Origin of the sequence: Zobellia russellii (assembly GCF_044597075.1) — a bacterium.
In the GTDB taxonomy this organism is placed as follows: domain Bacteria; phylum Bacteroidota; class Bacteroidia; order Flavobacteriales; family Flavobacteriaceae; genus Zobellia; species Zobellia russellii.
Genome location: NZ_CP139000.1, coordinates 277,730 through 303,971 on the forward strand (window position 1 = coordinate 277,730; position 26,242 = coordinate 303,971).

Consider the following 26,242-nt stretch of genomic DNA (forward strand, 5'->3'; position numbering starts at 1 on the left):
AAAATAGTGAAAGAACACCGGATTTTAAAATTACATTAATAAATAAAATGTATTCTGATTACAAATATGACAATCTGTGTAGGCCTAAAGATATACATCGATTTTAACCATTCATCTACAATAAATTGTAAACGAACGGGTTATGATATCATTCCAAACGAATGTAAGAAAATTCCTTGAAACCTTGCATTAACTTTGTAATAAATCCTATGAACCCCAAATCGCAGAAATTATGAAGAAAAAATACACCATAGGTTTGGCCGCTAAATTTTTTGCGGTGTCCGTACTTCTCTTATTTTTTAATACTAAAACAGAAGCGCAGTCTACCCCGTTTGATTGCGACTATAATGCATATTTGTTTCAATATAATGATATTTATGCACTAGACTTGGCATCAGGCAGCTCTTATCTTGTTTCAGAAAACATTACTCCTGGTAATGTAAATGCGGTTGCTTACAATACTACAGATGGATACATCTGGGGATACTTGTCAACTCCATCTAGATCTATTGTTCGTATAGGAAAGGATTTTAAAGTGGATCAATATGAAATTCCTGAATTACCTACAGGTAACAAATATGTAGGCGATATTTCAACAGAAGGTATTTACTATTTTAAAGCAGGAGGCGCATCATACTATAAAATTGATTTGAATCCTGAATCTGAAAATTACCTTAAATACCTAGGGCAGTTTACATTAAGCAAGAGTCTATCCATTGCAGATTGGGCTTTTAATGCTCAAGATAATAAACTGTACACTGTGGAAAAGGGTACGAATATACTCTATAAAATTAGTGCCGATACCGGAGAAGTAGAAGCACTTGGAGTAGTTCCTATTCTACAAGGGTTGAACTACACTTTTGGTGCGGTCTATTTTGATGTAGACGGTAATTTCTACATTTCCGCCAACCAAACGGGAGCGGTGTATAAAATAGATAGGGTTCAAGACATTAGCCTTGGTTTAATAAAGTCCAATATTTTTGCTTTTGGCCCTGCAGCTTCTAGTAATGACGGGGCAAGATGTCCTACGGCACCAGTACCACAAGAGGATTGTATTAACGGAATTGATGATGATGGCGATGGGCTTGTAGATTGTGATGACCCTTCGTGTTCCGGTGTTGCCGCATGTCCCACAATTACCTTGACTTCCGGAGCTAATGATGGTGGTCTGGAAAGTAATGACCGTTTGTCTTCGCTTATTGGGGAGCGTAATTACAATAGAGCTAAAACCAATTATAAATTTGATAAGCTTACGGCAAAGAGAGTCATGAAGGGACCAAGTTATGCCAAGACCGGAAAATTCTCTGCAGATGCTATTCCGTTAACCCAACTTGTTCCTTTGGATGTAGTAGGGGAAACAAGTACTATTGAATCTTCTCCCGCAGATTTGCTGGATCTTACCAATGCTTCGGATATTTATTCGGTAGATTATCTTAGAAAAGATGACAATATTGGTGCTTTAATGGTCATAAAAACGGACAATAAGGTTTACGAACATAGTAAATTTATTTGCGACCGGTTTTTGGGAGCGCAACTTTTATCGGTTTCTACTATTCAATTACGCGAAAAGGATTTTATAAAGTCTATTATCAAGCAGCCAGATGGAAATACGGAGTTCGCATTAACTTTTTCCGCACGTTTGGATGCTAATGATCAATTTGTAGTGGAATCTCATTGGAATATTGATGCTTATGCAGATAATTCAGCTTATTACAATTTTCAAATATGGTCCAACACGGTAGATGACTTGCTTTTGTTGGCGGATGAAATTTTAAATCTTTTGGAAGTGCATGGCCCAATTTCAGAATATAAAGGTTCTACGCCACCACCCGTTTTTGTAAAATCGGCAAAATATGCCAAAGGAGAAGTTATCCTTAATCTGGTAAACAACAACAAAACAGAGAAAATTCAGCTAGAAGGTGGATTGAAAAAGACCGAAACCGGCACCACGGAAACCATGAAGTTGGCAGCTCCAATAGATGGGTATTTAGATTCTGTGGCCTTAAGTACCGGAAATATATTTGATTTTGGCTTTAGGGTAAGTATTGCTGATGGTACTCCGGACGACCTTTTTGTTGCCGATGCACCTTGGGGGCTAGATGGTTCCGCGGAAGGTACAACGGTAGAGAATTATGAGGTTACACCAGTGCAAGCGCCTTACATAGAAGATGGCTATCCTGTAGAACGTAATATTGAGTTAAGCGGAAAAACATCCAGCTATATTGGGGTGTATCGAGCGCTAAGTCCGCGATTTACTCCGGTTGATCTATCGGATTATGGTAAGCTGTCCTTTGAGGCTAGTGGCACAGGAACTTTAGAAGTAAAATTGCTAAAGGGCGATGGTACTACGTATACAACCACTGTAAATTTGACGGCTGAAGCGAAAACTTTTACGGTCTTGGATACGGACTTTAAAAACGCAACCAATGCAACAACAGATTTTTCTAGCTTAAAAGTAATCAACTTTAATCTGTTGTCCGAAGAAGGAAATGTTGAAGAAAAGCAAATGAGCCTTTCCAATGTATCATTCAATAATTTAGTGGAGGATAAGATTTTTATTTCAGACGATATTTCGGAATCTATAGTATATCCTAACCCGGTACGTACGGAGTCCAACCTCTATTTTTATGAAGAAAGTGCTGGGGCCTATACTTTTGAATTGTTTAACATGGCCGGTAAAAAAATATCTTCCCACGATATGGCGGGAGATTCAAAAGAAGGTCAAAATATGATCGTTGTGAAGAAAAACAACTTGACTCCAGGATTGTATTTCTACAAAATTACGAGTAGCAATGATAAAACGTGGAGTGATAAATTGATGGTAAAATAGTTTCCTAAAACTTTAGAGCGTAGTTAGAGATGTAATTTCATACCCTCATGGCTCGCCGTAAAACCTAAATTTTGATAAAATTTTAATGCATCGGGCCGTTTTTTGTCCGTAGTGAGTTGTACAACGTGTGCGCCTTTGTCGCCTGCGCGTTGTATGGCCCATTTAAATAACTGCCGCCCTATACCTTTGCTGCGGTAGTCCTCATGTACACGTACGGCCTCTATTTGAGCGCGAACACCTCCTTGGTACGTTAGGTAAGGAATAAAAGAGAGTTGCATCGTACCAATTACCTGTTCGGTCTCGTTTACAAAAACCATAAGTTCTTGGTTTTTATCTCCGTTAATGGCGTTAAAAGCATCGTAATATTTTTGGGGTAGGGGCACTTTATAGTCTTCCCGCAGCTTCCCCAATTTGTCATTGGCCAACAATTGTACAATCGAAGGAAGGTCAGATTCAGTTGCTTTTCGGATTTTCATATTCAATTGTTTGTTTATTTGTATTGAAAGAAACCTGATCTTTACTCCATTATTAAATGTTTAGAAAACTATGGGGGAAAATTTAAAAAGACAAGAGAGTTTGTTGTAATGGGATTCTCTATGTATTTTTCTTCTAAAGGCTATTTATAAATTAGAGATACTGGGTAATTCAAAAGTTCCATCAGGATTGATTTTAGTAACGATTTTTTTCTTTTCCAATCTTAGCGAACCTTTGTTATCATATGCGGTAAAAGTCTCTACCCTCTTAAGTTTTAAATACCTTTTTACCCCATCAGGTGTTATTGCAACGTTACACCCATCATCAGCGGCTCTTACGCTTGGATAAAGAATTGCTGGGAATTTGTCTCCAACTCTATTTCGTATTAGTTCAGAAAACGCAGCTGTTATTTTATAATCAATATTTGGATTATTAATATTAGCTTTTGAAAATTCGTTGGATAGGAATTCAATTATACTTTTGCTGGCTTCAGTGACACCCTCATGCTTTTCATAATTTTCCTTTAACTGATCAAAAAGTGGAAATCGCTTCTTATAAGCGCTGCCGTAAATTATAGGAAGGATTGGCAGATTTTCCTGAACCTCCCAAAACCCTGCAGTAAAATCCTTGGGAAAACCAATTTCATTCAATGATTTTTTGTTAAATATATTCATCCATTCACAAAAATTGGTGTCTAAAGTATCTAACATTTGGGGGCCTTGAAACGAGCCATAAAAAATAGGTTCATTTGGAATATTTGCACGACCATAATCTGTAGGGGTTGGGTTGTAGGAAATTTGATTTTCTCTTTTGAAAGGAACAATTTTAGATTGCCTTATACGTGAAATTAAAGTTCCTTTTGGAATATAAAAATCCATTACATATGTAATCTCAAGTTCTTCCAGAAGCTTGAAAACATGATTGTATTCTGTTGAATCAAGATTTTGAGACATATGCTTTAAAATCTCTAATTTCATCATAACTCCTTGATTGATTAAAGCTAAATTATAAAAAAAACAGCGTGCACATTTAAGTACACGCTGTTTTAAAATTTGAATAGATATATTTCTTTAGACTATTTAGTCTCCAAAATCCATTTTTTAGCATTTACAAAGGCCTCTAACCAAGGAGAAACGACGTCATTGTTTCCTTCTGTATAATAGGCCCAGTTCCAAGGGAAAATAGAACGCTCAATATGCGGCATGGTTACTAAATGGCGTCCTGTAACATCGCAGAGCATAGCGGTGTTGAAGTCACTTCCGTTAGGGTTGGCAGGATAGTCTTCATAACCATATTTGGCAACTATACCGTATTGATCTTCATTGTGCGGAAGGCTAAATTTACCTTCGCCATGCGAAATCCATACCCCTAAAGTTGTTCCCGCTAGACTGGATAACATAACCGAGTTGTTCTCCTGAATTTTAACCGAAGTAAAATTACTTTCGTGTTTATGGGAGTCGTTATAGGTCATTCTACCGTGAGTTTCGTGCTCGGGATTGATGAGGTCTAATTCCATGAACAATTGGCATCCGTTGCATATCCCAATGGATAAGGTATCAGGTCTGGCAAAGAAGTTTTTAAGAGCGGTATTGGCTTTTTCATTGTATTTAAAAGCTCCCGCCCATCCTTTGGCGCTACCTAAAACGTCTGAGTTGGAAAATCCGCCTACGGCACCAATAAACTGAATATCCTCCAGAGTTTCACGACCGGAAATCAAATCCGTCATGTGTACGTCTTTTACATCAAAACCGGCCAAGTACATGGCATTTGCCATTTCACGTTCAGAGTTACTTCCCTTTTCACGAAGTATGGCCGCTTTAGGTCTGTTTCCGGTATTTGATGGAATACTGCTCAAATCAACATTTTTAGGAAACTTGTACTGAAGCGGTTGATTTTTGTAGTTATCAAAACGGTCTTTGGCCAAATTATTTGCCGTTTGTTTGCTGTCCAATAAATATGAAGTCTTGAACCAAGTATCTCTTAGGGAGTTGATGTTCAAGCCCATTTCCATACCTCCATTTTTTATTTTTAGAATGGTACCGGAAACTACTTTTCCTATTTTCTTGAAATCTATGTTGAGGTCGCTTAATTTTTGCTCTACGGATGCGTCTTTCGCTTGAAAAACAATTCCCGAATTTTCGGCAAAAAGCAATTTAATGGTATCCGATTCGTCTAAAGTGGACAAGTCTAATTCTGCTGATAAATTGACGTCCGCAAAACAGAGCTCCAATAAAGTTGTAATCAATCCACCGGAAGCCACATCATGCCCAGCAACGATTTCACCTTCTTTAATCAAATCCTGTATACCGTTAAAAACAGTTTTAAAGTAGGCTGCATCTTTTATACTAGGTGCTTCGGTTCCTATGGCATTTCTAATCTGGGAAAAAGAAGACCCACCTAGTTTATAGTCATCTTTTGATAGGTTGATGTAGTAAATTGAGCCCGCATTCTTTTGTAGCACGGGTTCTACAACTTTGGTAATATCGCTACAATTTCCGGCAGCGGAAATAACCACTGTACCTGGAGCGATAACATCTCCATCTTTATATTTTTGTTTCATGGAAAGCGAATCCTTTCCGGTAGGTACATTTATACCTAATGCAATAGAAAAGTTGGATACCGCTTCAACAGCTTCGTACAAACGGGCATCTTCACCTTCGTTTTTACAAGGCCACATCCAGTTAGCGGATAGTGAAACGGATTTTAAATTGTCCTTTAGCGGAGCCCAGATGATGTTGGTCAGCGATTCCGCAATACTGTTCAAACTACCTGCTGCTGGGTCAATTAATCCAGAAATGGGGGAGTGGCCAATACTGGTGGCAATACCTTCCTTTCCTTTAAAATCCAAGGCCATAACACCACAATTGTTAAGTGGTAATTGTAATGGTCCGGCACATTGTTGCTTGGCAACACGGCCTCCCACACAACGGTCAACTTTATTCGTTAGCCAGTCTTTAGCGGCAACGGCCTCTAGTTGTAGCAATTGTTCCAGATAGTCGTGAAAGAATTCCAACGAATACTCAGGATTGGCATATGTCCTTTTTACGGTAGAATCCGTCATTACAGTTTTAGGAGAGCTCCCGAACATGTCCTCTAGGTTCAAGTCCATTGGCTTTTCGCCTGTAGTGGCCGACTCAAAAGTGAATTTGTGGTCTCCGGTAACATCGCCTACTTCATACATAGGGGACCGTTCACGATCGGCAATACGATGCAAAAGGTCTACATCATTTTTACCGATAACCAAGCCCATACGTTCTTGGGATTCGTTACCGATTATTTCTTTGGCCGATAGGGTAGGGTCGCCTACCGGAAGTTTATCCAAATCTATTTTTCCGCCCGTATCTTCAACCAATTCAGAAAGACAGTTGAGATGTCCGCCCGCACCGTGATCGTGAATGGACACAATTGGATTTACATCATTTTCTACCATACCTCTGATAGCATTTGATGCTCTTTTTTGCATTTCCGGGTTGGAACGTTGTATGGCGTTCAATTCAATAGCGGAACTAAATGCCCCCGTATCTGCACTTGAAACAGCGGCTCCGCCCATACCAATACGGTAGTTGTCACCTCCAAGAATAACAATTTTATCGCCATCTTTGGGCGTATCCTTTAAAGCTTGTTCTGCTTTGCCGTAGCCAATACCGCCGGCTTGCATAATCACTTTATCGAAACCTAGTTTTCTTGTGTTTTTTTGGTCACTATCTCTGGATTCGTCATGTTCAAAAGTCAATACGGAACCCGTAATTAGCGGTTGCCCAAACTTATTTCCAAAATCCGAGGCACCATTGGATGCTTTTATAAGGATGTCCATTGGAGTTTGGTACAGCCATTCTCTTTCCGGGAATGCCTTTTCCCAAGGTCTGTCTTCTTCTAAACGGGAATAGGCTGTCATATAAACAGCGGTTCCAGCTAAGGGTAACGACCCTTTTCCTCCGGCCAAACGGTCACGAATTTCTCCTCCGGAACCTGTTGCTGCACCGTTAAAGGGCTCTACGGTAGTAGGGAAATTGTGTGTTTCCGCTTTAAGCGAAATAACCGAATTGAACTCTGTTTCTTGATAAAAATCAGGTTTATCAGCGCTTTTTGGTGCAAACTGGGTCACTTTTGGCCCTTTTACGAAAGCCACATTATCTTTATAGGCCGAAACAATATCGTTAGGAAATTCTTGCGAAGTTTTCTTGATAAGCTTAAAAAGTGAAGATGGCTTTTCTACGCCGTCAATCACAAAAGTACCATTGAAAATTTTATGGCGACAATGCTCCGAATTCACTTGGCTAAACCCAAAAACTTCGGAATCCGTTAGTTTTCTGCCCAGTTTCTTTGCCAAGTTCTCCAAGTAGATAACCTCTTCATCACTTAAAGCAAGGCCTTCCTGTTGGTTATAATCGGCAATATTTTCTATTTCCAGAACGGCTTCGGGAGCCACATCTATTTTAAAAACAGATTGTGACAACCCGTTAAATTTTTCTGAGAGCATGGGGTCAAAATCCGTAAAATCTTCACTTACCGCTTTAAACTCCTCTATTCTAACAATGCCCTCAATGCCCATATTCTGAGTGATTTCTGTGGCATTTGTACTCCAAGGGGTAATCATTGCTGCCCTTGGGCCAACAAAAAAGGCGTCTATAGACGCCGTATTTATTTTTGGTAGGTTGCCAAACAACCATGTAAGTTTACTAATATTTTCCTGTGAAAGTTCTTCAACCGTTTGTACGGCAAAAACTTTTGTGGCTACATCCCCGAAGAAGTGAATCATTTAGCTTGTAAATTGATAGGTTTGAGAAAACGCAAATTTAACCTTTAAAAGGCGCTTTGTAAAGGAGTATCGTAATTTTTTCTGAGTAAAAGTTAACAGGTTGTTGATTACTTTGCACCCCAAGTTTCTCTTCTCCTTAAAGCGGAGGAGATAGTATGCCCATCAAATAATTTTTAAGCTATTGTTGCTGTATAAAAAGGACTAGCTTTTCTTTTCCAACAACGCCATATAGAATCCGTCAAACCCACTTTTGGAAGCGTAAATCTTGTTTTCCTTTACCAAACTAAAGTCTTTACCTTCTTCCGAAGCTAAAAAAGAAACCACTTGGTCGTTGTTTTCTTGAGGAAGAATTGAACAGGTAGCATACACCATTTTTCCACCAGGCTTTACTATTTTACTGTAGTTACGAATGATTTCGTGCTGTGTTTTCGTTATTTTTTCAAGAAATTCAGGTTGCATCTTCCATTTACTGTCCGGATTTCTGCGCAAAACACCAATTCCTGTACAAGGAGCATCTATTAACACACGGTCCGCACTTCCATAAAGTTTTTTGTAAACCTTTGTAGAGTCAATCTCGCGTGTTTCAATGTTGTGTGCATTGTTTCTTCTGGCGCGCCTTTTCAGTTCTTTTAGCTTGCTGCCATAGATATCCATGGAGATAAGCTGACCTTTGTTTTCCATGAGGGCCGCTAAGTGAAGCGATTTTCCACCTGCTCCTGCGCAAGTATCAACCACGCGCATTCCCGGTTTTACATCTAGATATTCAGACACCAGTTGTGAAGAAGCATCTTGAACTTCAAAAAAACCTTTTTTAAATGATTCCGTAACAAAAACGTTGGCACGCTCCGGTAAACGCAGTGCACTTGCATAACCTTTAATGGGTTCTACAACAATACCTTCGTCCAATAGAGTTTTACGTAGCTTTTCCTTATCTATGTTTAACGTATTAGTCCTAAGAATAACTTCAGCTTGTTCGTTAAGGGCAGCGCTTTCAGCCGTCCATAGTTTTTCTCCCAATGCCTTTTCACAGATTTCATCTATCCAATCTGGCATAGATTCGCGGAACTTCCTAATTTTTGAAAGCTCGTCAAAACGACCTTTGATACGGCGTTCCGGGGTTGGTTCTATCTGCTTCCAATCTGGAATTTTAATGCCTTTTAAAACGGCCCAAACCGCCCACATTCTAAACAGGTCCGGTCTGCTATAAGGGGCTTTTATTTCTGCAATTTCAGTGTACAAACGCTTGTAGCGTACCATTTCATAGGTGGTTTCGGCAATAAAACCGCGATCGCGAGAACCCCAACGTTTATCGAACTTTAGTACTTTCTGTACTACCTTATCGGCATATTCATTTTCATTAAAAATCAAGTTCAAGGCATCAATTACCGCAAATACCAAGTTTCTATGTAGCTTCATTACAAAAAATTAAGGCTGCAAAGGTATTGTTTTGCCACTGGATTACCTGTATTTTTGAGAAACTTTGTACGCATGCGTGTCCTATTACCTATTTTAATCGGTATTCTCCTAGTTTCTTGTGCCCAAGAACAGAAAAACAAACCCTTTACATCCGTTACAGTTGAAACCGTTTATGAAGACTCGGTAAGCATCAGAGCTATAGAACTTATGGGAAATAATCTAGTGTATGCCGGTAGTAACGGTATTTTTGGGAGTATAGATTTAACAACGGGAAAAGTGAGGGAGAGCATAGAAAAATACCATACTACCATTCCCGAATTTCGTTCTGTTGCACATACGTCTTCCGATTTCTTTATGTTGTCCGTGGCCAATCCGGCATTATTATACAAAACAGGTGAAAATGGGCGAATGGAGTTGGTCTATAAGGAGGAGGATGAATCTGTTTTTTATGATGCCATGACGTTTTGGAACGATACCGAAGGAATAGCGATTGGTGATAGTATGGATGGTTGTTTAAGTATTCTCATTACTAGGGATGGAGGTAACACTTGGGAAAAAATTCCCTGTTCACAATTACCATCAGGCATAGAGGGTGAAGGGGCTTTTGCTGCCAGTAATACCAATATTAAGGTTATAGGAGATAAAACTTGGGTAGCCACAACTAAAGGTCGTATCTATTTTTCGGGCGATAAAGGAAAAACATGGCAGATTCAGCAAACGCCCATAAAAAGCGAAGCAGAAACCCAAGGCATCTTTTCTATAGATTTTTATGATGAAAATTTAGGTGTTGCTATTGGTGGCGATTTTACCCGACCCGAAATTAACAGTGGGAACAAGGCACTCACCATAGATGGAGGTAAAACTTGGCAACTGATGGCAGATGGCCAAAATCCGCAATATAAAAGTTGTATTCAATTTGTGCCCGGATCTAAAGGAAATGGTCTGGTGGCAATTGGTTTTACCGGAATATCATATTCTGCCGATAGGGGATCTACTTGGACACAATTATCCGATGAACCTTTCTATACCCTTCGTTTTCAAAATACGAAGGTTGCTTATGCGGCTGGAAAAAATAGAATGGCCAAGCTTGTGTTTGATTAGAAACTTTTAAGGCTCGTTCTTATTTTTTTCTTCTCGCCTTTCATGGTATTTTCTAATAAGCTGCCTTTTAAACTCTTCTTCCGAACGAATTAACAACAACGTTTTTTTTGCCGTAATTACTTCCGCTGCTTTTTTGATAAAGTCTTTTCTGATGTCTTCTTCTTGTTGTTCCAGCTTTAGAAATAGTTCAATAACATCATTCGCCTCTTTCTCGGAAAGCTTGTCCGACTCTTTTATTTTATTACGAATCTGGTTGTGCTCTTTTTCTCTAAGCGCTCCTCGTTTTGCTTCGTAGTCATTATAAATGGGCCAGAAAGCTTGCGCTTCTTGGCTGGTCATGTTCAACCGTTCTGTTATAAAGGCTATTTTAAGCGACTTTATTTTATCATAATCATGTGTTCTCTGCGCGTGGAACTGCACGGAAACCAATAAAAACACCATGGTCACCATTAATTTTTTTAATCTATTCATTGTCTTCAAGATTTAATTCATCAAAATAATCTGTGTTCTCATTAAGGTATTCCAGCACGTTTTCTTCGCTAAAATTACTATCGAACATATCTGTTATTTCTAATTCGTTTACAGGTACGACCTCTGCCAATTCATAACTGGTAAGGTCCAGTTCATTTTGGTCAAAATAATATTCAATATCTGACTGGGCCAGGTCATCAAAACCAATTTCGTTTGTTTTGTTTAGGTTCAACGTTAAGGCTACAATCAATATTGCTGCAACTGCAGCCACTGCATAATAGTATTTTTTATAAGATTTTAAAGGAATGACCTTAGTTTCCTGTTCTTCTTTTAGTTTCTGTTGAAGCTTATCACCCAAAGAATCAAAGTAACTGTCAGGAAGTTTAAAACCTTCTTCTTTTGGTATTACCGAGTCCCCACTAGAGAGCTTTTCGAAAAGTTTTTTATCAAACTTATCAAAATAACCTTCGGGGGTCTTAAACGGATTTTTTTTATCTAATGGCTCCATAATCAATGGTTCTAAAGATATTCTTTTTGTTCTTTTAGGTATGCTTCAATCTTTTTAGTGGCCAGGTGATAAGAGGCTTTTAAGCCCCCTACGGACGTTTCAAGAATCTCTGAAATCTCTTCATATTTCAATTCCTGAAAATACTTCATATTGAACACCAATTTTTGCTTTTCCGGCAATGTGGCTATAGCTTGCTGTAATTTTAGTTGAATTTCATCTCCTTCAAAATATACATCGGCCTTTAGGTTTTCTACTAAACGGTCTTGTAATTCCCCTTCTTTTACACCCATCATCCTTGATTTGTTTTTAAGAAATGTGAGTGCCTCATTTGTAGCAATTCTATATATCCAAGAATACAGCTTACTATCACCCTTAAAATTTGAAATGTTTTTGTAAACCTTTATAAATGTGTTCTGCAACACATCGTCCGTATCATCATGATTTAACACAATTCTACGAATATGCCAGTACAGACGCTCTTTATAGGTCTCTACTAACACTCCAAAAGCGCTGGCCTGCGTTTCAGTTTGTTGTAATTGATTTACTAAGGTTTCCTCTGCAATCAAATGAATTGGGCTTAAATTCTATAGTTAAGACTATAAATTTAGCGAAAGGTTTAATGTCCTAGCCTAAAGATTGCATTTGCACCAGTTTTTTGTAGGCACCATCCTTTGCCATGAGCTCATCATGGGAGCCTTGTTCTACAATTTCACCTTTTTGAAGAACAACAATGGTGTTGGCGTTCTGAATAGTAGATAATCTATGAGCGATAACAATAGAAGTTCTGTTGCGCATCATTTTTTCAAGTGCATCTTGTACCAGGCGTTCACTCTCGGTGTCCAGGGCGGAGGTGGCTTCGTCCAAAATCATGATTGGAGGGTTCTTTAAAACCGCTCTGGCAATGGATAAACGTTGTTTTTGGCCTCCACTCAACTTGTTTCCGCTATCACCAATATTGGTTTCATAACCTTGAGGTAGGTCTGTAATAAATTCGTGGGCATTGGCTATTTTGGCGGCTTCCATAATTTCTTCTTTGGTGGCGTTTTCCTTTCCTAAAGAGATATTATTGGCTACGGTATCATTGAATAAAATGGAATCTTGGGTAACAAGCCCCAAAAGTCCTCGTAAAGATTTTTTGGTGATGTCCTTTATGTTGTGGCCGTCTATGGTTATTTCTCCATCATTAACGTCATAGAAACGGGTTACAAGATTTGCAATGGTACTTTTACCACTTCCTGACTGTCCTACCAAGGCTACTGTGTCACCTTTGGGAACAGAAAGGTTGAAGTTTTTGAGTACGTATTCATCTTCATATTTAAAAAAAATGTCCTTGATTTCCAAGGCTTTATCAAACGTTTTCTTGGTCAGTGCATTAGGTTTGTCCTCAATGGGGTTTTTGGTTTCAAGCACCTCAATTACCCTTTCGGCTGCAGCATTTCCTTTTTTAACACTGTAAGAGGCTTTACTAATTGCCTTTGCAGGTGTTAGAATCTGATAAGACAGTCCCATATAAGTAATGAAAAGCCCTGGCGCCAAAGTTTTTTCAACAAGCACCATTTGGCCACCGTACCAAAGGATTACTCCTATGGCTGCAATACCAAAAAACTCACTTGTGGGTGAGGCGAGGTTTTGTCTATTGAGCAAACTGTTGGAGTAATTATAGAAGCGTTTTGTTGATGCTTGAAATGTTCTGCCAAATCTAGATTCTGCATTGAACGCTTTTATAACTCGAAGTCCACTTAGGGTTTCTTCCAAAATGGAAAGGAAATGACCTTGTTCCTTTTGTACCTTGCCCGATTTTCGTTTAAGGGATTTTCCTATAAGCGAAATTAAAAATCCAGAAAGGGGAAGAAATAAGAATACGAACAACGTAAGTTTTGGACTTATGGATAGCATGGCTATAATCGTAAAGATTATAGTCAATGGTTCCCTTACAATCAGTTCTAAAATAGATAGAAATGAATGCTGAATTTCTAAAACATCAGAAGTTATTCGGGCTATGGTGTCACCTTTTCTTTTTTCTGAATAGTAGGAAATAGGCAGTTCTACGGTCTTATCGTAAAGCTCGTTACGCAAATCCTTAAGAACGCCGTTCCGTAAGTAGGTAATGAAATACATGGCCAAGTAATTGAACACATTTTTCATGAAAAACATACCGATGATCAATGCCACCATAAGCATTAGTACATCCCCAGAATCTCCTTGTTCGCTTCTTTGGGTGACAAAGAAATTAAGGTATTCCATTATATAATCCTTCATTTCGGAGAGACCGCTCCAAACCGGTTTTTCGTATACCGGCTTAGTATTGTCAAACATAACTGTTAACATCGGGAACAACGAAATCATTGCCAATGTTGAGAACAACGCATAAAGGATGTTCGAGATAATGTTCAAAAATGCAAATAATTTATACGGCTTTGCAAACCGAAGGATTTTTTTGAAATACTCCATTAACCGAGATTGAGTTCACTAAGAATGTCTTGAATTTTATCATCCAATTCTTTAGAGACCTTTTTGAAATCCTCAGCTTTTTCCAATTTTGTATTCGTACTAATATAAAACTTCACTTTAGGTTCGGTTCCGCTTGGTCTTGCCGCGATACGGGTACCGTCTTCGGTTTCATATATCAATACATTGGATTTTGGAATATCTATGGTTTTTTCTTCGCCGGTAAGTACATTTTTGGCTGTAGAAGTATTATAGTCTTCTATCCATTTTACTTTGGATCCAGCTACTGAAGAAACAGGATTCTCTTTAAAATCTTTCAACATCTGTTTGATTTCTTCTGCACCGCTCATTCCCTTTTTGGTAATTGAGATAAGCTTTTCTTTATAGAAGCCATAATCAACATAACAGTCAATTAGTTTCTTGTAGAAAGAACTACCGGTAGATTTGGCTTGAGCTGCAATTTCGCAGGCCAATAGGGTAGAGGTAACAGCATCTTTGTCACGAACAAAATCGCCCACCATATAACCAAAACTTTCTTCTCCGCCACCAACAAAGTTGGATTCAGGAAAGTCTTTTATCATCTTACCTATCCATTTAAATCCGGTAAGAGCTGTTTTGAACTCAACGCCGTAAGCTTTTGCCATGGCTTCCATCATAGGGGTTGAAACTATTGTGGTTGCAATAAATTCATTGCCTTTAAAGCCTTTTTGCTTTTGTTGCTCCAAAAGAAATTTGGTCATTAGAATCATGGCCTGGTTGCCATTTACGATTTCCATTTCTCCATCTAGGTTACGAACGGCAATACCCAAACGGTCACTATCCGGATCTGTGCCAACTACCATGTCCGCACCGATCTCTTCTGCTTTTGCAACAGCCATAGAAAGGGCTTCGGATTCTTCCGGGTTTGGAGACTTTACCGTTGGAAAGTTTCCGTCAGGCTTGGCTTGCTCCTCAATAATGGTAACATTCTTGTAATCGGCTCTTTTTAATACTTCTGGAATGGCCGTAATGGATGTACCATGAAGTGATGTAAAAACAATTTTAAAATCGTCTTTGCCGGCAGCGTTAAAATTTCCGTTAGCCACGGAAGCCTCTATAAACGCTTCGTCTACGTCTTTATCTATTAATTCAATAAGGCTATCGTTGGCTTTAAAGTTGATGTCCTCAAAAGATAGCGAATTGATTTCCGATATAATCTCACCATCCTGTGGAGGTACAATTTGCCCACCATCTGTCCAATACACTTTATAACCGTTGTATTCTGGCGGGTTATGGGAAGCGGTCAATACAATACCGGCATGGCATTCTAAATGCTTAACGGCAAAGGAAAGCTCAGGAGTGGTGCGGAGTTCCGAGAATAGAAAAACTTTTATTCCGTTAGCGGACAATACTTCGGCCACAGTTCTTGCCAAGGTGTCGCTATTATGGCGACAATCAAAAGCAATAACTACTTTTATATCTTCCTTCCCATAGGTTTTTATCAAGTAGTTACTAAGACCTTGGGTGCTTTTTCCTAAGGTGTATTTGTTTATTCTGTTGGTACCTACGCCCATAACACCGCGCATACCACCTGTACCGAATTCCATATTTTTGTAAAAACGGTCCTTTAGTTCGTCTGTATCGTTATCTATTAGATGTTGAACTTCTTTCTTTACTTCTGGGTCAAAAAAATCGGTTAACCAGGTTTTGGCGGTATTTAGAATGGCATCCATAATAGTGTCTGTATTATATGTGTTTATTAGCGCTTAAAATTACGAAGAATATTGCTTTGCTTTTTATTTAGGATTAATTTCTTCGGATATAGTATATCGTGTCTCGTTTTTTCGTGATCTTATTAAAATTTCGCCTAAAAATCCGGCTAAAAATAATTGCGTGCCAATAATCATTGCGGTAAGCGCAATGAAAAATTGAGGGCGATCGGTAATTAACCGTCCGTAGGGATTGATGAAAAGTTTGTCAATACCTAGATAAATGGCAAAACCAAACCCTATAATGAACATAATAACACCCAATGCGCCAAACAGAATGCATAGGCTGGCGGCCAAATTTAGATACGAACCAAATGGTGAGCAGATCTAGAAATCCGTTTATAAAGCGTTCCATACCAAACTTGGTCTTACCATATTTACGGGCTTGGTGTTTCACTACTTTTTCGCCTATATTGCTATAACCGGCATTTTTGGCCAAAACGGGAATGTAACGATGCATTTCCCCTGAAACTTCAATGCTTTTAACCACTTTCTTATTAAAGGCCTTTAATCCGCAATTAAAGTCGTGCAATTTAACCCCGGAAGTCTGTCTGGCGGCCCAATTGAATAATTTGGAAGGCATGTTTTTGAAAAGAACGGAATCAAAACGTTTTTTCTTCCAGCCAGAAACCAAATCAAAATTATCTTCCTTTATCAACCGGTACAGTTCAGGTATTTCCTCGGGGTCATCCTGTAAGTCTGCATCCATAGTAATCACCACATTGCCCTGCGCAGCTTTAAAACCGGCATGTAAGGCTTGTGATTTTCCAAAGTTCTTTTTGAACCGTAGCCCTTTTACATTGGGGTTGGATTGGGATAGTTCTGTAATAATTCTCCAGGAATTATCAGTGCTACCGTCATCTATAAAGAGAATTTCGTAAACGAAATTATTGGATTGCATGACGCTTATAATCCAATCATGAAGTTCTTTTAAAGATTCTTCTTCGTTAAGTAAGGGTATAATTATGGACAGATCCATGCAAAGTTTCTATATATCTGACCAAAAATACAATTTTGATATTGAAGTCATTTAAACTTTTCAGCTATAAAGCTGCTTTCTTTTTGGTTGTGTAAGATAGGTTTCAATTATCAACGCCCTGAATGTTTGTTCAGGGCGTTGATAATTAAAGAATTACATTCTTTTAAATAGAAAAGAGTTTCCATTTAAAAAGGGGTTAATAAGCTGGTTTATCTTTTTTTAGGACGAGTCCGGTAATAAGACCTACTATAAGCCCAATAACAATGTTTATGATAAGAATAAGCGGGTAGGACATCCATGCAAACGATTTTTGCATTTCTATGCCTTGGTCAATTTGTTCCTCGGTTAGTTTAGGGTTGTTGGCAAGAGCTTGTTGTTTTCCTAACTCGTACATATTATCCAGATATTCTGGTTCTACGTAGTTAGAAAACACATAAAAATAAAGTATGCCCAAGATACCTGCTATTAAGGCCACTCCAGCACCAACTTTTAAAGCTTCTGAAATATTTAGGTAATTTAAATTGGCTTTTTTAAACTGGTAGATGCCTAATATGATACCTGCTACCAAAATTAATGTTTGTGTTCCCTGTACGGCAAGCCCACGTTCATAATGCATGTCCATAGTGTAGAGCATGATTCCAAAGGTCACGCCCACTACACCAACTATTAAGCCGTAATTAAGTGAGAACTTTCCGGTTTTAGCTTGACTATCTTCCATTTTTATTGTTTTTGGTTGTTGTCAAAGTTAGTGCTTGTTTTCATTACTTTGTTACAGCTAAAATATATTTTTTTGTTTCTTTTGGTTATTTAGATTGTGGGTTCAAGAAAATTAATTAAATTTGCAGCCTTAAAATGAGTGCCTGTCGGAATGGGTGCGTAAAATTTTATTTATAATGAAAAAAGATATACATCCAGAAAATTATAGATTAGTCGCTTTTAAAGACATGTCTAATGACGAAGTTTTTTTGACTAAATCTACAGCAGTTACCAAAGAAACTATAGAAGTTGATGGTGTTGAATACCCAGTGGTAAAATTAGAAATTTCAAGAACGTCTCATCCATTCTATACTGGTAAAGCTAAACTTTTGGATACTGCCGGACGTATTGATAAGTTCAAAAGCAAATACGATAAGTTCAAGAAGAAACCTGCAGCAGCAAAAGCTGATAAAGAAGAAAAATAAATTCTTGTTCAAAATATATAGAAAGCCTCCACAATTGTCGGAGGCTTTTTTAGTTTATAACCTTGCCTTTGCAAATTAAAAAATCAGATTACCTATTTTTGCCAAAAATAACCAACCATGAACTATATTCTTTTTGACGGTACGGTAAGAGAAAATCTTTTGCCTTTTACTTTCACAAGACCTGTTGCGGATATCCGAGTAGGGATAATGACCATACGTGAAAAATGGGAAAAGTATTTAGGCAACACTACTACAACTATTACGGAGGAATATCTTTCTGAAAAGTTTCCCATGGTAGAAATGGAAGAAAATGTACTCATTAATGCTTCTTTTTTGCCCAACCAAAAGTTAGTGGACCTTGTTCAGGATTTAGGGAAGAATGAAGCTATTTTTCAGGGCGATGAAGTTATCGCCTTTTTCACGAACGAAAGTCAAGAAGAAGTAGATTTTACATCATACAAACATATAGAGTTTGATGAAGATGTGATTAGGATAGAACATACGTGGGATATTTTTTCCAAAAACGGCGAAGCTATTCAGGCAGATTTTGATTTCCTTACCGAAGAAAGAAAAAGTGCTCCTATTCCCAAGAGCAATACTTTAATTCATCCAGAGCGCATTTTTATGGAAGAAGGTGCGCAGGTTGAACATAGTATCCTAAATGCAACCGATGGGCCTATTTACCTAGGGAAGAATTCTGAGGTGTGGGAAGGCAATCTTATTCGCGGAGCTTTTGCATTATGTGAGAATGCCGTGGTTAAAATGGGGGCCAAGATTTACGGAGCTACTACCATTGGTCCTTACGGAAAGGTGTGTGGTGAAATAAGCAACTCCGTTATTTTTGGGTACTCTAGTAAGGGGCATGAAGGTTACTTGGGTAATGCTGTTTTGGGCGAGTGGTGTAATATAGGAGCAGATTCCAACAATTCCAATCTTAAGAACAATTACGCTAAAGTACGTTTGTGGAATTATGCTTCCGAAAGTTTTGAGCAGACAGGTTTGCAATTTTGCGGACTTATGATGGGAGACCACAGTAAGACAGCTATAAACACCATGTTCAATACAGGTACGGTAATAGGGGTGAATTGTAATATTTATGTACCTGGTTTTCCACGTAATTTTGTCCCTAGTTTCAGTTGGGGAGGAGCATCTGGTTTTTCAACCTATAGCACCTCAAAAGCTTTTGATGCGGCCAAAGTAATGATGGCCAGAAGAAATGTTGAGTTCAATGATGTAGAAGCCCGTATTTTGGAGCACGTATTTGAGCTTACTAAAAAGTGGCGTAATTATTAAGCATTGGCTTATAAGTTATATCGTATATCTTACTTTTCACTTGAATTTCTGGCTTTTAAAATTGATTTAAAACTTGGGTAAAAAGTCTCAGGTGTTATATCCTTGGGCGTTGATAAATTCAAACGCCTCAAGTTTGTAATGGGCTGGTAACAAGTTCGTATATTTGCATTCTCTAAAAAGTTATAGCATCAATTGAATACGAAAGCGGAAAGAGATAAGAGTATGAAAAAGAAAGTTGCCTTCTATACATTGGGCTGTAAACTCAACTTTTCTGAGACTTCTACAATTGCAAGAGGATTTCAGGAAGATGGTTTTGATCGCGTAGATTTTTCCGAACATGCAGATATGTATGTCATAAATACATGCTCCGTAACGGAAAATGCGGATAAAAGATTTAAGACCATAGTAAAACAGGCTCAGAAGATTAACCCGGAAGCATTTGTTGCCGCTATAGGTTGTTATGCGCAATTAAAACCAGAAGAACTAGCTGCTGTTGATGGTGTTGATTTGGTTCTAGGGGCCACAGAAAAATTCAAGATTACAGACTATATCAATGATCTTACGAAAAACGATTTTGGTGAGGTGCACTCCTGCGAAATAGAAGATGCGGATTTCTATGTGGGCAGTTATGCCATTGGAGACCGTACCCGTGCTTTTCTCAAGGTTCAAGACGGATGTGATTATAAATGTACGTATTGCACCATACCTCTGGCCAGAGGTATTTCCCGGAGTGATACGTTGCAGAATGTTTTGGATAACGCTGCAGAAATATCTGCAAAGGGTATTAAGGAAATTGTCCTCACTGGTGTAAATATCGGGGATTATGGAAAAGGGGAGTTCGGTAATAAAAAGCATGAACATACTTTTCTGGATTTGGTAAAGGCTTTGGATAGGGTAGAGGGTATTCACCGTTTACGCATATCGTCTATAGAGCCTAATTTGTTGAAGAATGAAACGATTGATTTTGTGTCTAAGAGCAATTCGTTTGTGCCTCATTTTCATATTCCTTTACAAAGTGGTAGCGATGCAATTTTAAAGTTGATGCGCAGGCGCTATATGAGCGATTTGTATGTAGACCGTGTTAAGAAAATAAAGGAAACCATGCCGGATGCCTGTATAGGTGTGGATGTTATTGTTGGTTTTCCGGGTGAGACGGATGAGCATTTCTTGGAAACCTATCATTTTTTAAATGAATTGGATATATCTTACCTACACGTGTTTACGTATTCGGAACGTGACAATACTACGGCAGCAGATATGGGAGGAGTAGTTCCTAAACAGGTTAGAAATAAGCGTAGTAAGATGCTGAGAGGGCTATCCGTAAAGAAGAGAAGGGCTTTTTATGAAGGTCAATTGGGTAAAACGCAACAAGTGCTTTTCGAGGGGGAGAACAAAGAAGGGTATATTCATGGTTTTACCAGTAACTATGTTAAAGTAAAATCACCTTGGAACCCTGAGCTGGTAAATACCTTGCATAATGTTCAGTTAAAGGAGATTGATGAGGATGGTTTGGTACGCTTTGAATTTAAAAAAAGCGCCGTTACCACAAACTAGGGTAAAAAAAATCCCGCTGTTTGCGGGATTCATCTTCAAAAAAACTCTGAAATACTGTTAGATTCTGATACCTACGGGCAACATTTCTTTGTATTGTCTGTTTTTGCGTAAAAAACCGGCAATTTGTGGACTCGTAGGAACTACTCTAAGATTTTGCTCCTGAATGTGATGAAGAACGGATTTGATAAAATCTTCTTTGAAACCATCTTTGGTGATTTCTTCAGGCACTACTAATTTTGTTAGAAATACTTTGCGTTCTTGCGAAGAATACTCGATCTTGGCTAAAGTGCCTTCAACCGTGGTTTCAAATTGACGCAAGAAACTGTTGTCAATAATTTCTACTTCATTCATATAGTTTGATTTTAGATGATGGCAAGAGGTAAGAAAATCACGGTGTTCTCAAATCGTAATTTTATATACTTTTGCTCAAATTTGTATAAACTATGGAAATCCCCCAAAGTCGATGACAAAAGTAGTGAAAATAATGTTAATTTCCTAACAATTCCTATGCTTTGTCATAATGAGAGATTCTAAGATTCACATATATTTTATGCCAGGAATGGCAGCAAATCCTTCCATCTTTAGATATATTATCCTACCTGAGGACAAATTTGTGCAACATCTTTTAGAATGGTTTGTGCCGGATAAAAATATGTCTTTGGAGGCGTACGCAAAAAAGATGAACGAGAATATTCATCATGAAAATGCTGTTTTGATCGGTGTATCTTTTGGTGGGATGTTGGTTCAGGAAATGGCAAGGTTTAAATCGTTCAGGAAAGTCATAATCGTATCTAGCGTAAAAGACAGTTCTGAATTGCCCGGGCGCATGATATTTGCTAAATATACTCATGTGCATAGGTTGTTGCCTACAGGGCTGGTCAATAATATGGAGCTTTTAGCCAAGTATGCTTTTGGAGAAACCGTGAACAAGCGTTTGGCACTTTACGAGGAATATCTGTCCATTAGGGATAAGTATTATATAGATTGGTCTATTGACCAAATTGTAAATTGGAAACCTAAAAAGGCAATTCCCGGCCTTGTGCATATTCATGGAGAGAAAGATGCGGTCTTTCCTATTGGTAAGATTAAAGAGTGTATAACTGTAAAAAATGGCACTCACACTATGATAATACACAGGGCTAGATGGTTTAACGAACACCTCCCCACAATTATTTTGCAATAAATGAGTTGTAATACTAAGCTCTTTTTTACCTTTTTTGTATTCACTGTATGCTTTGTGACCTTCTTTTTAATGGTCGATTAATAATCGGGTTTAAGAATTATAGTTAAAGCTCAATAAGAGTGCATTTGGTTTAGAAAAATTCAAAAAGAGTTTACTAACTTTGAATAAACCGTACAATACCAAAAAATGAAGATTTTAAAGAATGTATTGATGCTTTTGGGCGTCTTTTTTGTTGTGAGCACTTTGATATTTGCTGTACAGAGCAATGCCGAGCCTGCTAAGGGCGACGCAGATGTTCTGGAAAACGAAATGAAGGAAATAGATAAAAACGTTGCCGATGGGTACCGGATTTCGGCTATAGAGATTCCGGAAAATTTAAATTTTGCAGGTGAGATTGTTCCGCAGGATGACCCTGAGGTAATGGAGCGCATTGACCGTGAGTTTTTGGTAAACACCTATTGGCAATCCAATGCCGTTTTGTTGATCAAAAGGGCCAATATGTATTTCCCTATTATAGAGCCAATTCTGGCCAAAAATGGTATTCCAGATGATTTTAAATATTTGGCAGTGGCAGAAAGCGGACTTCAAAATGTGGTCTCGCATGCAGGTGCTGCTGGTTTTTGGCAGATAATGAAGGCTACAGGGCAGGAGCATGGCTTAGAGGTAAACAGAAACGTAGATGAACGTTACAACTTGGAAAAAGCTACTGAAGTGGCCTGTGAGTATTTGAATAGGAACTACAAAAGATATGGTAGTTGGACATTGACGGCGGCGTCCTATAATGCCGGAGCAGGTGCTATCAACAAATATTTGGGTATCCAGCAGGTGAGTGATTATTACGATCTTTTGTTGGGGCAGGAAACTGGTAGATATGTATTCCGTATTATGGCAATAAAGGAAATATTGAGTCACCCTGAAAAATATGGTTTTGATATAGATAAAGAAGATATGTATCAAGCTGTACCAACTTTTAAGGTCGAGGTAGACGAGCCCGTATTGAGTTTTGCCGATTTTGCGCAGCAGTATGAAATCAACTATAAAATTCTTAAAAGACATAACCCTTGGCTGCGGGAGGCACATTTAAATAACAGCTCCCGTAAAAAATATACTATTGAAATCCCAAATAAAGGATATTATAGGGTTGGCAAATAATCTAAAAGGCCTCAATACGGTTATATAAAATTCGTATTGAGGCTGTTTTACTCCATTTTATTCCCCATCTTTATATAGTAGCTGATTTTGGCTGAACTTGGCCTTATTCGGTGGTAAGAAAGATGGATGCAACACTAAATTTTTTTAATAATAATCTTTGGTTGATACTTTTGGGTATTAACTATGGGCTTGTTATTGTGCTGTCTTTCTTTATTCTTCTAAAAAATAAAAACCCGGTAAAAACACTTTCTTTTCTTTTTGCCTTGGCTGTACTGCCTTTTCTTGGGTTGATTGTATACTATTTGTTTGGGCAAGACTATCGGAAATCAAAGATTTTTGAAAAGAAGTATTTTTTGGACAATCAAAAGATAAAGGAATGGCGGGCTAACTTTCGGCTGGACTCTAGTGAGCGGGAAGATTTTGAGGAAACTTATGGGGAAGGTATTTTTAAAGTGTATAAGTTGCTGAAAAACAATGAGAAAGCGGTTCTTACTTTTGATAATAATGTTGAAATTTTAATAAATGGCGAAGAAAAATTTAAACGACTGTTCGAAGATTTAAGAAACGCGGAAAGTCATATACATCTAGAGTATTTTGTTTTGTTTGATGATGAGCTTGGAAATAAACTCATTAGTATTCTCATGGATAAGGCAAAATCTGGGGTTAAAGTTAGGTTGGTTTATGATGATGTAGGTAGTAAAATTTCAAATAGAGTAAAGAAAAAAATGAGCGAATCTGGAATAGAGCATTATGCCTTTATGCCGGTACTTTTTTCAAATTCTACGGGAAAACTCAATTATAGAGACCACAGGAAGATAATTGTGATAGATGGTAAGGTAGGGTATGTTGGCGGAATAAACTTGGCGCAACGCTATGATAACAGCTATAAGAACCCGCGTTATTGGCGTGATACACATTTAAGGTTGCAGGGTGGGGCAGTAGGTTCTTTACAGTCTTCTTTTTTGTTAAATTGGAACTTTGCCTCCAATAATGAAGTTGATATAGAGAAGTCTTTCTTCCCGCAGAATAAACCCGAAACAGAGAAACCTGTGGCAGTTCAGATTGCCGCTAGTGGTCCGGATACGGACTGGGCCAATATTATGGAAGCTATTTTTTGTGCTATTAGTTCGGCTAAGGAGCGTATTTATATTACATCTCCATATTTTATGCCTAATGATGCCATTTTAACAGCTTTGACTACGGCTGCAAGAAGCGGACTGGATGTAAGGGTTATGGTTCCTTATGAATCCGATTCATGGGCCGCACAGTACGCAGGTGATTCATATATTGAGCATTGTCTGGAATCGGGTATCAGAATCTACAGGTATTGTAAAGGTTTTATCCATGCCAAGACTATGGTAATCGATAATCAATTTTCAACGGTAGGAACGGCTAATTTAGATTATAGAAGCTTTTCTATCAATTTTGAAATAAATGCCATGATTTATAACCAAGAAATAAACCGCCAACTCGCAACCAACTTTTTTGATGATTTGGAGGAGTGCGAAGAGGTAGAACTTGAAAGATGGCAAAACCGCGGTTTACGCCGTAAGCTAAAAGAATCTTTTAGTCGGTTATGGGCTCCGTTGTTATAGTATTTTCACTAACCACTAACCACTAACCACTAACCACTAACTACAACCTAAATCTTCTTCATTTGCTGCTGCATCATTTTTATTTGGTCAGTAAGCATATTACTTTTATCAAGCTTTTTGGCTTCTTGTAGAAGTGTAGTGGCTTCTCTTTTTCTTCTTTTTTGCATTGCAATTCCCGCAAGGCTTAATTTGGCCATGGCTACATCATAATCCATGGTAAGACCAAGTTTTAGAGCCTTTTTAAAGTACTTCTCGGCTTGGGTAAGGTTTTTTTGAGAGTGAATAATACCGTGTAGGTAGTTAAAATACCCTTGCTGTTTTGTAACTAGGGCGGCCTCAGGGTTCTTTATTTTGCTCAACCACTTTTGTGTGCCTTCTAAATCTTGTTTTCTCATACGGAGAAAGGCCAATAGAATAATCTCGTTTCTGAAATAAAGAAAAATGAAGATTAGGGATAGTAGAATTAAAAAGATTCCATTACCAATATATCCTTCTATAAATTGATATACGGCGTAAGCTATAATAAGTCCTGCTATGACAAGTTTAAGATTTTTATTGAACATGTGTATTAATTATTGATCGGTTCGTTTAAATTCGTTAGAAGCTCATATGTAATGGTAGACTCTATGGTCGTAGGTATTTCCTGATCGCCCATTTGCGTCATTGTAGAGGATCCAGTGGAAACACCTTCTACAGTCATCTTTTTGATGAAACCAGTAGTTGCACTAGTGGTAATGTTCGTTTTTTGAGAGCCTTTAAGCTTCATTGTAGTTGCCGCTTCCGTTACGTTCATTGTAACTTTGGCCGCTCCTGTTATATTTATGGTATCTGCGTTTAAAGCTTTCAACGTCCATATGTTGTCTGCTTGCAATTTTCCTGTATACTGGTTTTTCCAAGTATCTCCCACTTTTACTTTTTTACGGGGATAAATGAAGGTCATTTGCTTATAACTGCTAGAAAGCGCCTCTGATCCAAATTCTTTTTGCAGTGACTTTTTCATCATATTCAATGAAAATTCATCTTTAAGGCCAGATGCTTCTGCCATTTTTACCACAAGACTATCTCCCCCTTTTACTTCAAGGATATCTCCTGTTTTGGCAAGGGTAATATTTACAGGCCTATTTAAAAGACTGTTGAATATTTGGGATTGCATATCATTTTCATTCACCTCTTGAGCGTGTACATCCATCAATTCACCTTGAATGCTAGAGGTCATATTTAAGTTTAGGTCCTTGAATTTTAAAGCTATTCTGTAGGTGGTGTCCCTTACTTCCAGTACCTTGAACTCTAAAACACCATTGATTCTATTGGTAAGGATGTGCGAGGCACCGTCCAGTTCTTGTGTTATAATTTGTTGTGCGTTTTGTTTTACGGTGAAGACAGCATTTTTCTTCAATTTGTACTCAAGTTGTGTCTGGGCTAAAGAAACGGTACTTGAAAGAACAATGAAAATAATGCTCAAAAAGTTTCTCATAGATTGATTTTATTGCGAAAATCCGATTTTGGCAAAAGTAATAAAAACCTATCGCTAGGCAGTAGGCATTCAATAA

The 26,242-nt window shown here is 38.1% G+C and carries 21 protein-coding genes and 1 pseudogene; 8 read left to right on the forward strand and 14 right to left on the reverse strand.

What is annotated here, in order from left to right:
* Nucleotides 1-232: 232 nt before the first annotated feature.
* Nucleotides 233-2,830 carry a DUF6923 family protein gene (locus SJY45_RS01105; protein ID WP_400072977.1) on the forward strand — a complete coding sequence of 866 codons (2,598 nt, stop codon included), beginning with the start codon at nt 233-235 and terminating at the stop codon, nt 2,828-2,830.
* A 23-nt stretch (nt 2,831-2,853) separates the two neighbouring features.
* Here SJY45_RS01105 and SJY45_RS01110 read toward each other — a convergent pair whose 3' ends face one another.
* The 4 genes from SJY45_RS01110 to SJY45_RS01125 all read right to left on the reverse strand — a co-directional run bounded on the left by SJY45_RS01110 (nt 2,854) and on the right by SJY45_RS01125 (nt 9,479).
* Nucleotides 2,854-3,306, reverse strand: a complete 453-nt coding sequence (locus tag SJY45_RS01110; protein WP_400072978.1) for a GNAT family N-acetyltransferase — start codon at nt 3,304-3,306, stop codon at nt 2,854-2,856.
* Nucleotides 3,307-3,450: 144 nt separating this feature from the next.
* Nucleotides 3,451-4,284 (reverse strand): hypothetical protein, encoded by an 834-nt coding sequence (locus SJY45_RS01115; RefSeq protein WP_400072979.1) that lies wholly within the window; start codon nt 4,282-4,284, stop codon nt 3,451-3,453.
* Between the two features lie 95 nt (nt 4,285-4,379).
* A complete protein-coding gene (gene purL / locus SJY45_RS01120; RefSeq protein WP_400072980.1) occupies nt 4,380-8,063 on the reverse strand; it encodes a phosphoribosylformylglycinamidine synthase in 3,684 nt (1,227 codons plus the stop codon).
* A gap of 201 nt (nt 8,064-8,264) precedes the next feature.
* Nucleotides 8,265-9,479 (reverse strand): RsmB/NOP family class I SAM-dependent RNA methyltransferase, encoded by a 1,215-nt coding sequence (locus SJY45_RS01125; protein ID WP_215914650.1) that lies wholly within the window; start codon nt 9,477-9,479, stop codon nt 8,265-8,267.
* A 72-nt stretch (nt 9,480-9,551) separates the two neighbouring features.
* Here SJY45_RS01125 and SJY45_RS01130 point away from each other — a divergent pair, with 72 nt between their 5' ends.
* On the forward strand, nt 9,552-10,580 hold the full coding sequence (locus SJY45_RS01130; protein ID WP_400072981.1) for a WD40/YVTN/BNR-like repeat-containing protein: 1,029 nt from the start codon (nt 9,552-9,554) through the stop codon (nt 10,578-10,580).
* A 6-nt stretch (nt 10,581-10,586) separates the two neighbouring features.
* Here the strand turns inward: SJY45_RS01130 and SJY45_RS01135 are convergent, their stop codons facing one another.
* From SJY45_RS01135 to SJY45_RS01165, 7 genes and pseudogenes are all read right to left on the reverse strand, one after another.
* Nucleotides 10,587-11,051: a hypothetical protein gene (locus SJY45_RS01135; RefSeq protein WP_400072982.1), complete on the reverse strand. Its 465-nt coding sequence runs from the start codon at nt 11,049-11,051 to the stop codon at nt 10,587-10,589.
* Nucleotides 11,044-11,559, reverse strand: a complete 516-nt coding sequence (locus tag SJY45_RS01140; protein WP_400072983.1) for a hypothetical protein — start codon at nt 11,557-11,559, stop codon at nt 11,044-11,046. The genes SJY45_RS01135 and SJY45_RS01140 overlap by 8 nt, the downstream gene beginning before the upstream one ends.
* Nucleotides 11,560-11,570: 11 nt before the next feature.
* Entirely contained in the window at nt 11,571-12,125 is a 555-nt protein-coding gene (locus tag SJY45_RS01145) for an RNA polymerase sigma factor (protein ID WP_215438951.1), read from the reverse strand.
* A gap of 58 nt (nt 12,126-12,183) precedes the next feature.
* Nucleotides 12,184-14,010, reverse strand: coding sequence for an ABC transporter ATP-binding protein (locus SJY45_RS01150; RefSeq protein WP_400072984.1), 1,827 nt, complete (start codon nt 14,008-14,010; stop codon nt 12,184-12,186).
* The gene (locus tag SJY45_RS01155) at nt 14,010-15,719 is read right to left on the reverse strand and encodes a phospho-sugar mutase (protein WP_400072985.1); all 1,710 of its coding nucleotides are present in this window, start codon (nt 15,717-15,719) and stop codon (nt 14,010-14,012) included. Before SJY45_RS01155 ends, SJY45_RS01150 begins: the two co-directional genes overlap by 1 nt.
* Nucleotides 15,720-15,782: 63 nt before the next feature.
* Nucleotides 15,783-16,734: pseudogene (locus SJY45_RS01160) on the reverse strand (glycosyltransferase family 2 protein).
* A gap of 196 nt (nt 16,735-16,930) precedes the next feature.
* A complete protein-coding gene (locus SJY45_RS01165) occupies nt 16,931-17,452 on the reverse strand; it encodes a DUF4199 domain-containing protein (RefSeq protein ID WP_400072986.1) in 522 nt (173 codons plus the stop codon).
* A gap of 175 nt (nt 17,453-17,627) precedes the next feature.
* Between SJY45_RS01165 and SJY45_RS01170 the strand changes: the two genes are divergently transcribed.
* The 3 genes from SJY45_RS01170 to mtaB all read left to right on the forward strand — a co-directional run bounded on the left by SJY45_RS01170 (nt 17,628) and on the right by mtaB (nt 20,762).
* Entirely contained in the window at nt 17,628-17,915 is a 288-nt protein-coding gene (locus tag SJY45_RS01170; protein WP_215438956.1) for a type B 50S ribosomal protein L31, read from the forward strand.
* A 117-nt stretch (nt 17,916-18,032) separates the two neighbouring features.
* On the forward strand, nt 18,033-19,208 hold the full coding sequence (locus SJY45_RS01175) for a GlmU family protein (RefSeq protein ID WP_400072987.1): 1,176 nt from the start codon (nt 18,033-18,035) through the stop codon (nt 19,206-19,208).
* Nucleotides 19,209-19,430: 222 nt separating this feature from the next.
* A complete protein-coding gene (gene mtaB / locus SJY45_RS01180; RefSeq protein WP_400072988.1) occupies nt 19,431-20,762 on the forward strand; it encodes a tRNA (N(6)-L-threonylcarbamoyladenosine(37)-C(2))-methylthiotransferase MtaB in 1,332 nt (443 codons plus the stop codon).
* Between the two features lie 57 nt (nt 20,763-20,819).
* Here the strand turns inward: mtaB and SJY45_RS01185 are convergent, their stop codons facing one another.
* A complete protein-coding gene (locus SJY45_RS01185; protein ID WP_215438959.1) occupies nt 20,820-21,113 on the reverse strand; it encodes a GNAT family N-acetyltransferase in 294 nt (97 codons plus the stop codon).
* A 169-nt stretch (nt 21,114-21,282) separates the two neighbouring features.
* On the opposite strand from SJY45_RS01185, the gene SJY45_RS01190 reads away from it, so the two are divergent.
* The 3 genes from SJY45_RS01190 to cls all read left to right on the forward strand — a co-directional run bounded on the left by SJY45_RS01190 (nt 21,283) and on the right by cls (nt 24,692).
* Nucleotides 21,283-21,945, forward strand: a complete 663-nt coding sequence (locus tag SJY45_RS01190) for an alpha/beta fold hydrolase (protein ID WP_400072989.1) — start codon at nt 21,283-21,285, stop codon at nt 21,943-21,945.
* Between the two features lie 186 nt (nt 21,946-22,131).
* The gene (locus SJY45_RS01195) at nt 22,132-23,097 is read left to right on the forward strand and encodes a lytic transglycosylase domain-containing protein (RefSeq protein ID WP_400072990.1); all 966 of its coding nucleotides are present in this window, start codon (nt 22,132-22,134) and stop codon (nt 23,095-23,097) included.
* A 122-nt stretch (nt 23,098-23,219) separates the two neighbouring features.
* On the forward strand, nt 23,220-24,692 hold the full coding sequence (gene cls / locus SJY45_RS01200; RefSeq protein WP_400072991.1) for a cardiolipin synthase: 1,473 nt from the start codon (nt 23,220-23,222) through the stop codon (nt 24,690-24,692).
* A 47-nt stretch (nt 24,693-24,739) separates the two neighbouring features.
* On the opposite strand, the gene SJY45_RS01205 is transcribed toward cls, so the two are convergent.
* Together SJY45_RS01205 and SJY45_RS01210 are read right to left on the reverse strand one after the other, a co-directional pair.
* Nucleotides 24,740-25,255 carry a DUF2892 domain-containing protein gene (locus SJY45_RS01205; RefSeq protein ID WP_215914641.1) on the reverse strand — a complete coding sequence of 172 codons (516 nt, stop codon included), beginning with the start codon at nt 25,253-25,255 and terminating at the stop codon, nt 24,740-24,742.
* A gap of 5 nt (nt 25,256-25,260) precedes the next feature.
* Nucleotides 25,261-26,166, reverse strand: a complete 906-nt coding sequence (locus SJY45_RS01210; protein WP_400072992.1) for a DUF6263 family protein — start codon at nt 26,164-26,166, stop codon at nt 25,261-25,263.
* Nucleotides 26,167-26,242 lie beyond the last annotated feature (76 nt).

Excerpts from the sequence above, each read along its gene's own strand:
- SJY45_RS01105 (WP_400072977.1), top strand. The coding sequence starts at position 233 with ATGAAGAAAAAATACACCATAGGTTTGGCCGCTAAATTTTTTGCGGTG.
- SJY45_RS01110 (WP_400072978.1), bottom strand. The coding sequence starts at position 3,306 with ATGAAAATCCGAAAAGCAACTGAATCTGACCTTCCTTCGATTGTACAA.
- SJY45_RS01115 (WP_400072979.1), bottom strand. The coding sequence starts at position 4,284 with ATGATGAAATTAGAGATTTTAAAGCATATGTCTCAAAATCTTGATTCA.
- purL (WP_400072980.1), bottom strand. The coding sequence starts at position 8,063 with ATGATTCACTTCTTCGGGGATGTAGCCACAAAAGTTTTTGCCGTACAA.
- SJY45_RS01125 (WP_215914650.1), bottom strand. The coding sequence starts at position 9,479 with ATGAAGCTACATAGAAACTTGGTATTTGCGGTAATTGATGCCTTGAAC.
- SJY45_RS01130 (WP_400072981.1), top strand. The coding sequence starts at position 9,552 with ATGCGTGTCCTATTACCTATTTTAATCGGTATTCTCCTAGTTTCTTGT.
- SJY45_RS01135 (WP_400072982.1), bottom strand. The coding sequence starts at position 11,051 with ATGAATAGATTAAAAAAATTAATGGTGACCATGGTGTTTTTATTGGTT.
- SJY45_RS01140 (WP_400072983.1), bottom strand. The coding sequence starts at position 11,559 with ATGGAGCCATTAGATAAAAAAAATCCGTTTAAGACCCCCGAAGGTTAT.
- SJY45_RS01150 (WP_400072984.1), bottom strand. The coding sequence starts at position 14,010 with ATGGAGTATTTCAAAAAAATCCTTCGGTTTGCAAAGCCGTATAAATTA.
- SJY45_RS01155 (WP_400072985.1), bottom strand. The coding sequence starts at position 15,719 with ATGGATGCCATTCTAAATACCGCCAAAACCTGGTTAACCGATTTTTTT.
- SJY45_RS01165 (WP_400072986.1), bottom strand. The coding sequence starts at position 17,452 with ATGGAAGATAGTCAAGCTAAAACCGGAAAGTTCTCACTTAATTACGGC.
- SJY45_RS01170 (WP_215438956.1), top strand. The coding sequence starts at position 17,628 with ATGAAAAAAGATATACATCCAGAAAATTATAGATTAGTCGCTTTTAAA.
- SJY45_RS01175 (WP_400072987.1), top strand. The coding sequence starts at position 18,033 with ATGAACTATATTCTTTTTGACGGTACGGTAAGAGAAAATCTTTTGCCT.
- mtaB (WP_400072988.1), top strand. The coding sequence starts at position 19,431 with ATGAAAAAGAAAGTTGCCTTCTATACATTGGGCTGTAAACTCAACTTT.
- SJY45_RS01185 (WP_215438959.1), bottom strand. The coding sequence starts at position 21,113 with ATGAATGAAGTAGAAATTATTGACAACAGTTTCTTGCGTCAATTTGAA.
- SJY45_RS01190 (WP_400072989.1), top strand. The coding sequence starts at position 21,283 with ATGAGAGATTCTAAGATTCACATATATTTTATGCCAGGAATGGCAGCA.
- SJY45_RS01195 (WP_400072990.1), top strand. The coding sequence starts at position 22,132 with ATGAAGATTTTAAAGAATGTATTGATGCTTTTGGGCGTCTTTTTTGTT.
- cls (WP_400072991.1), top strand. The coding sequence starts at position 23,220 with ATGGATGCAACACTAAATTTTTTTAATAATAATCTTTGGTTGATACTT.
- SJY45_RS01205 (WP_215914641.1), bottom strand. The coding sequence starts at position 25,255 with ATGTTCAATAAAAATCTTAAACTTGTCATAGCAGGACTTATTATAGCT.
- SJY45_RS01210 (WP_400072992.1), bottom strand. The coding sequence starts at position 26,166 with ATGAGAAACTTTTTGAGCATTATTTTCATTGTTCTTTCAAGTACCGTT.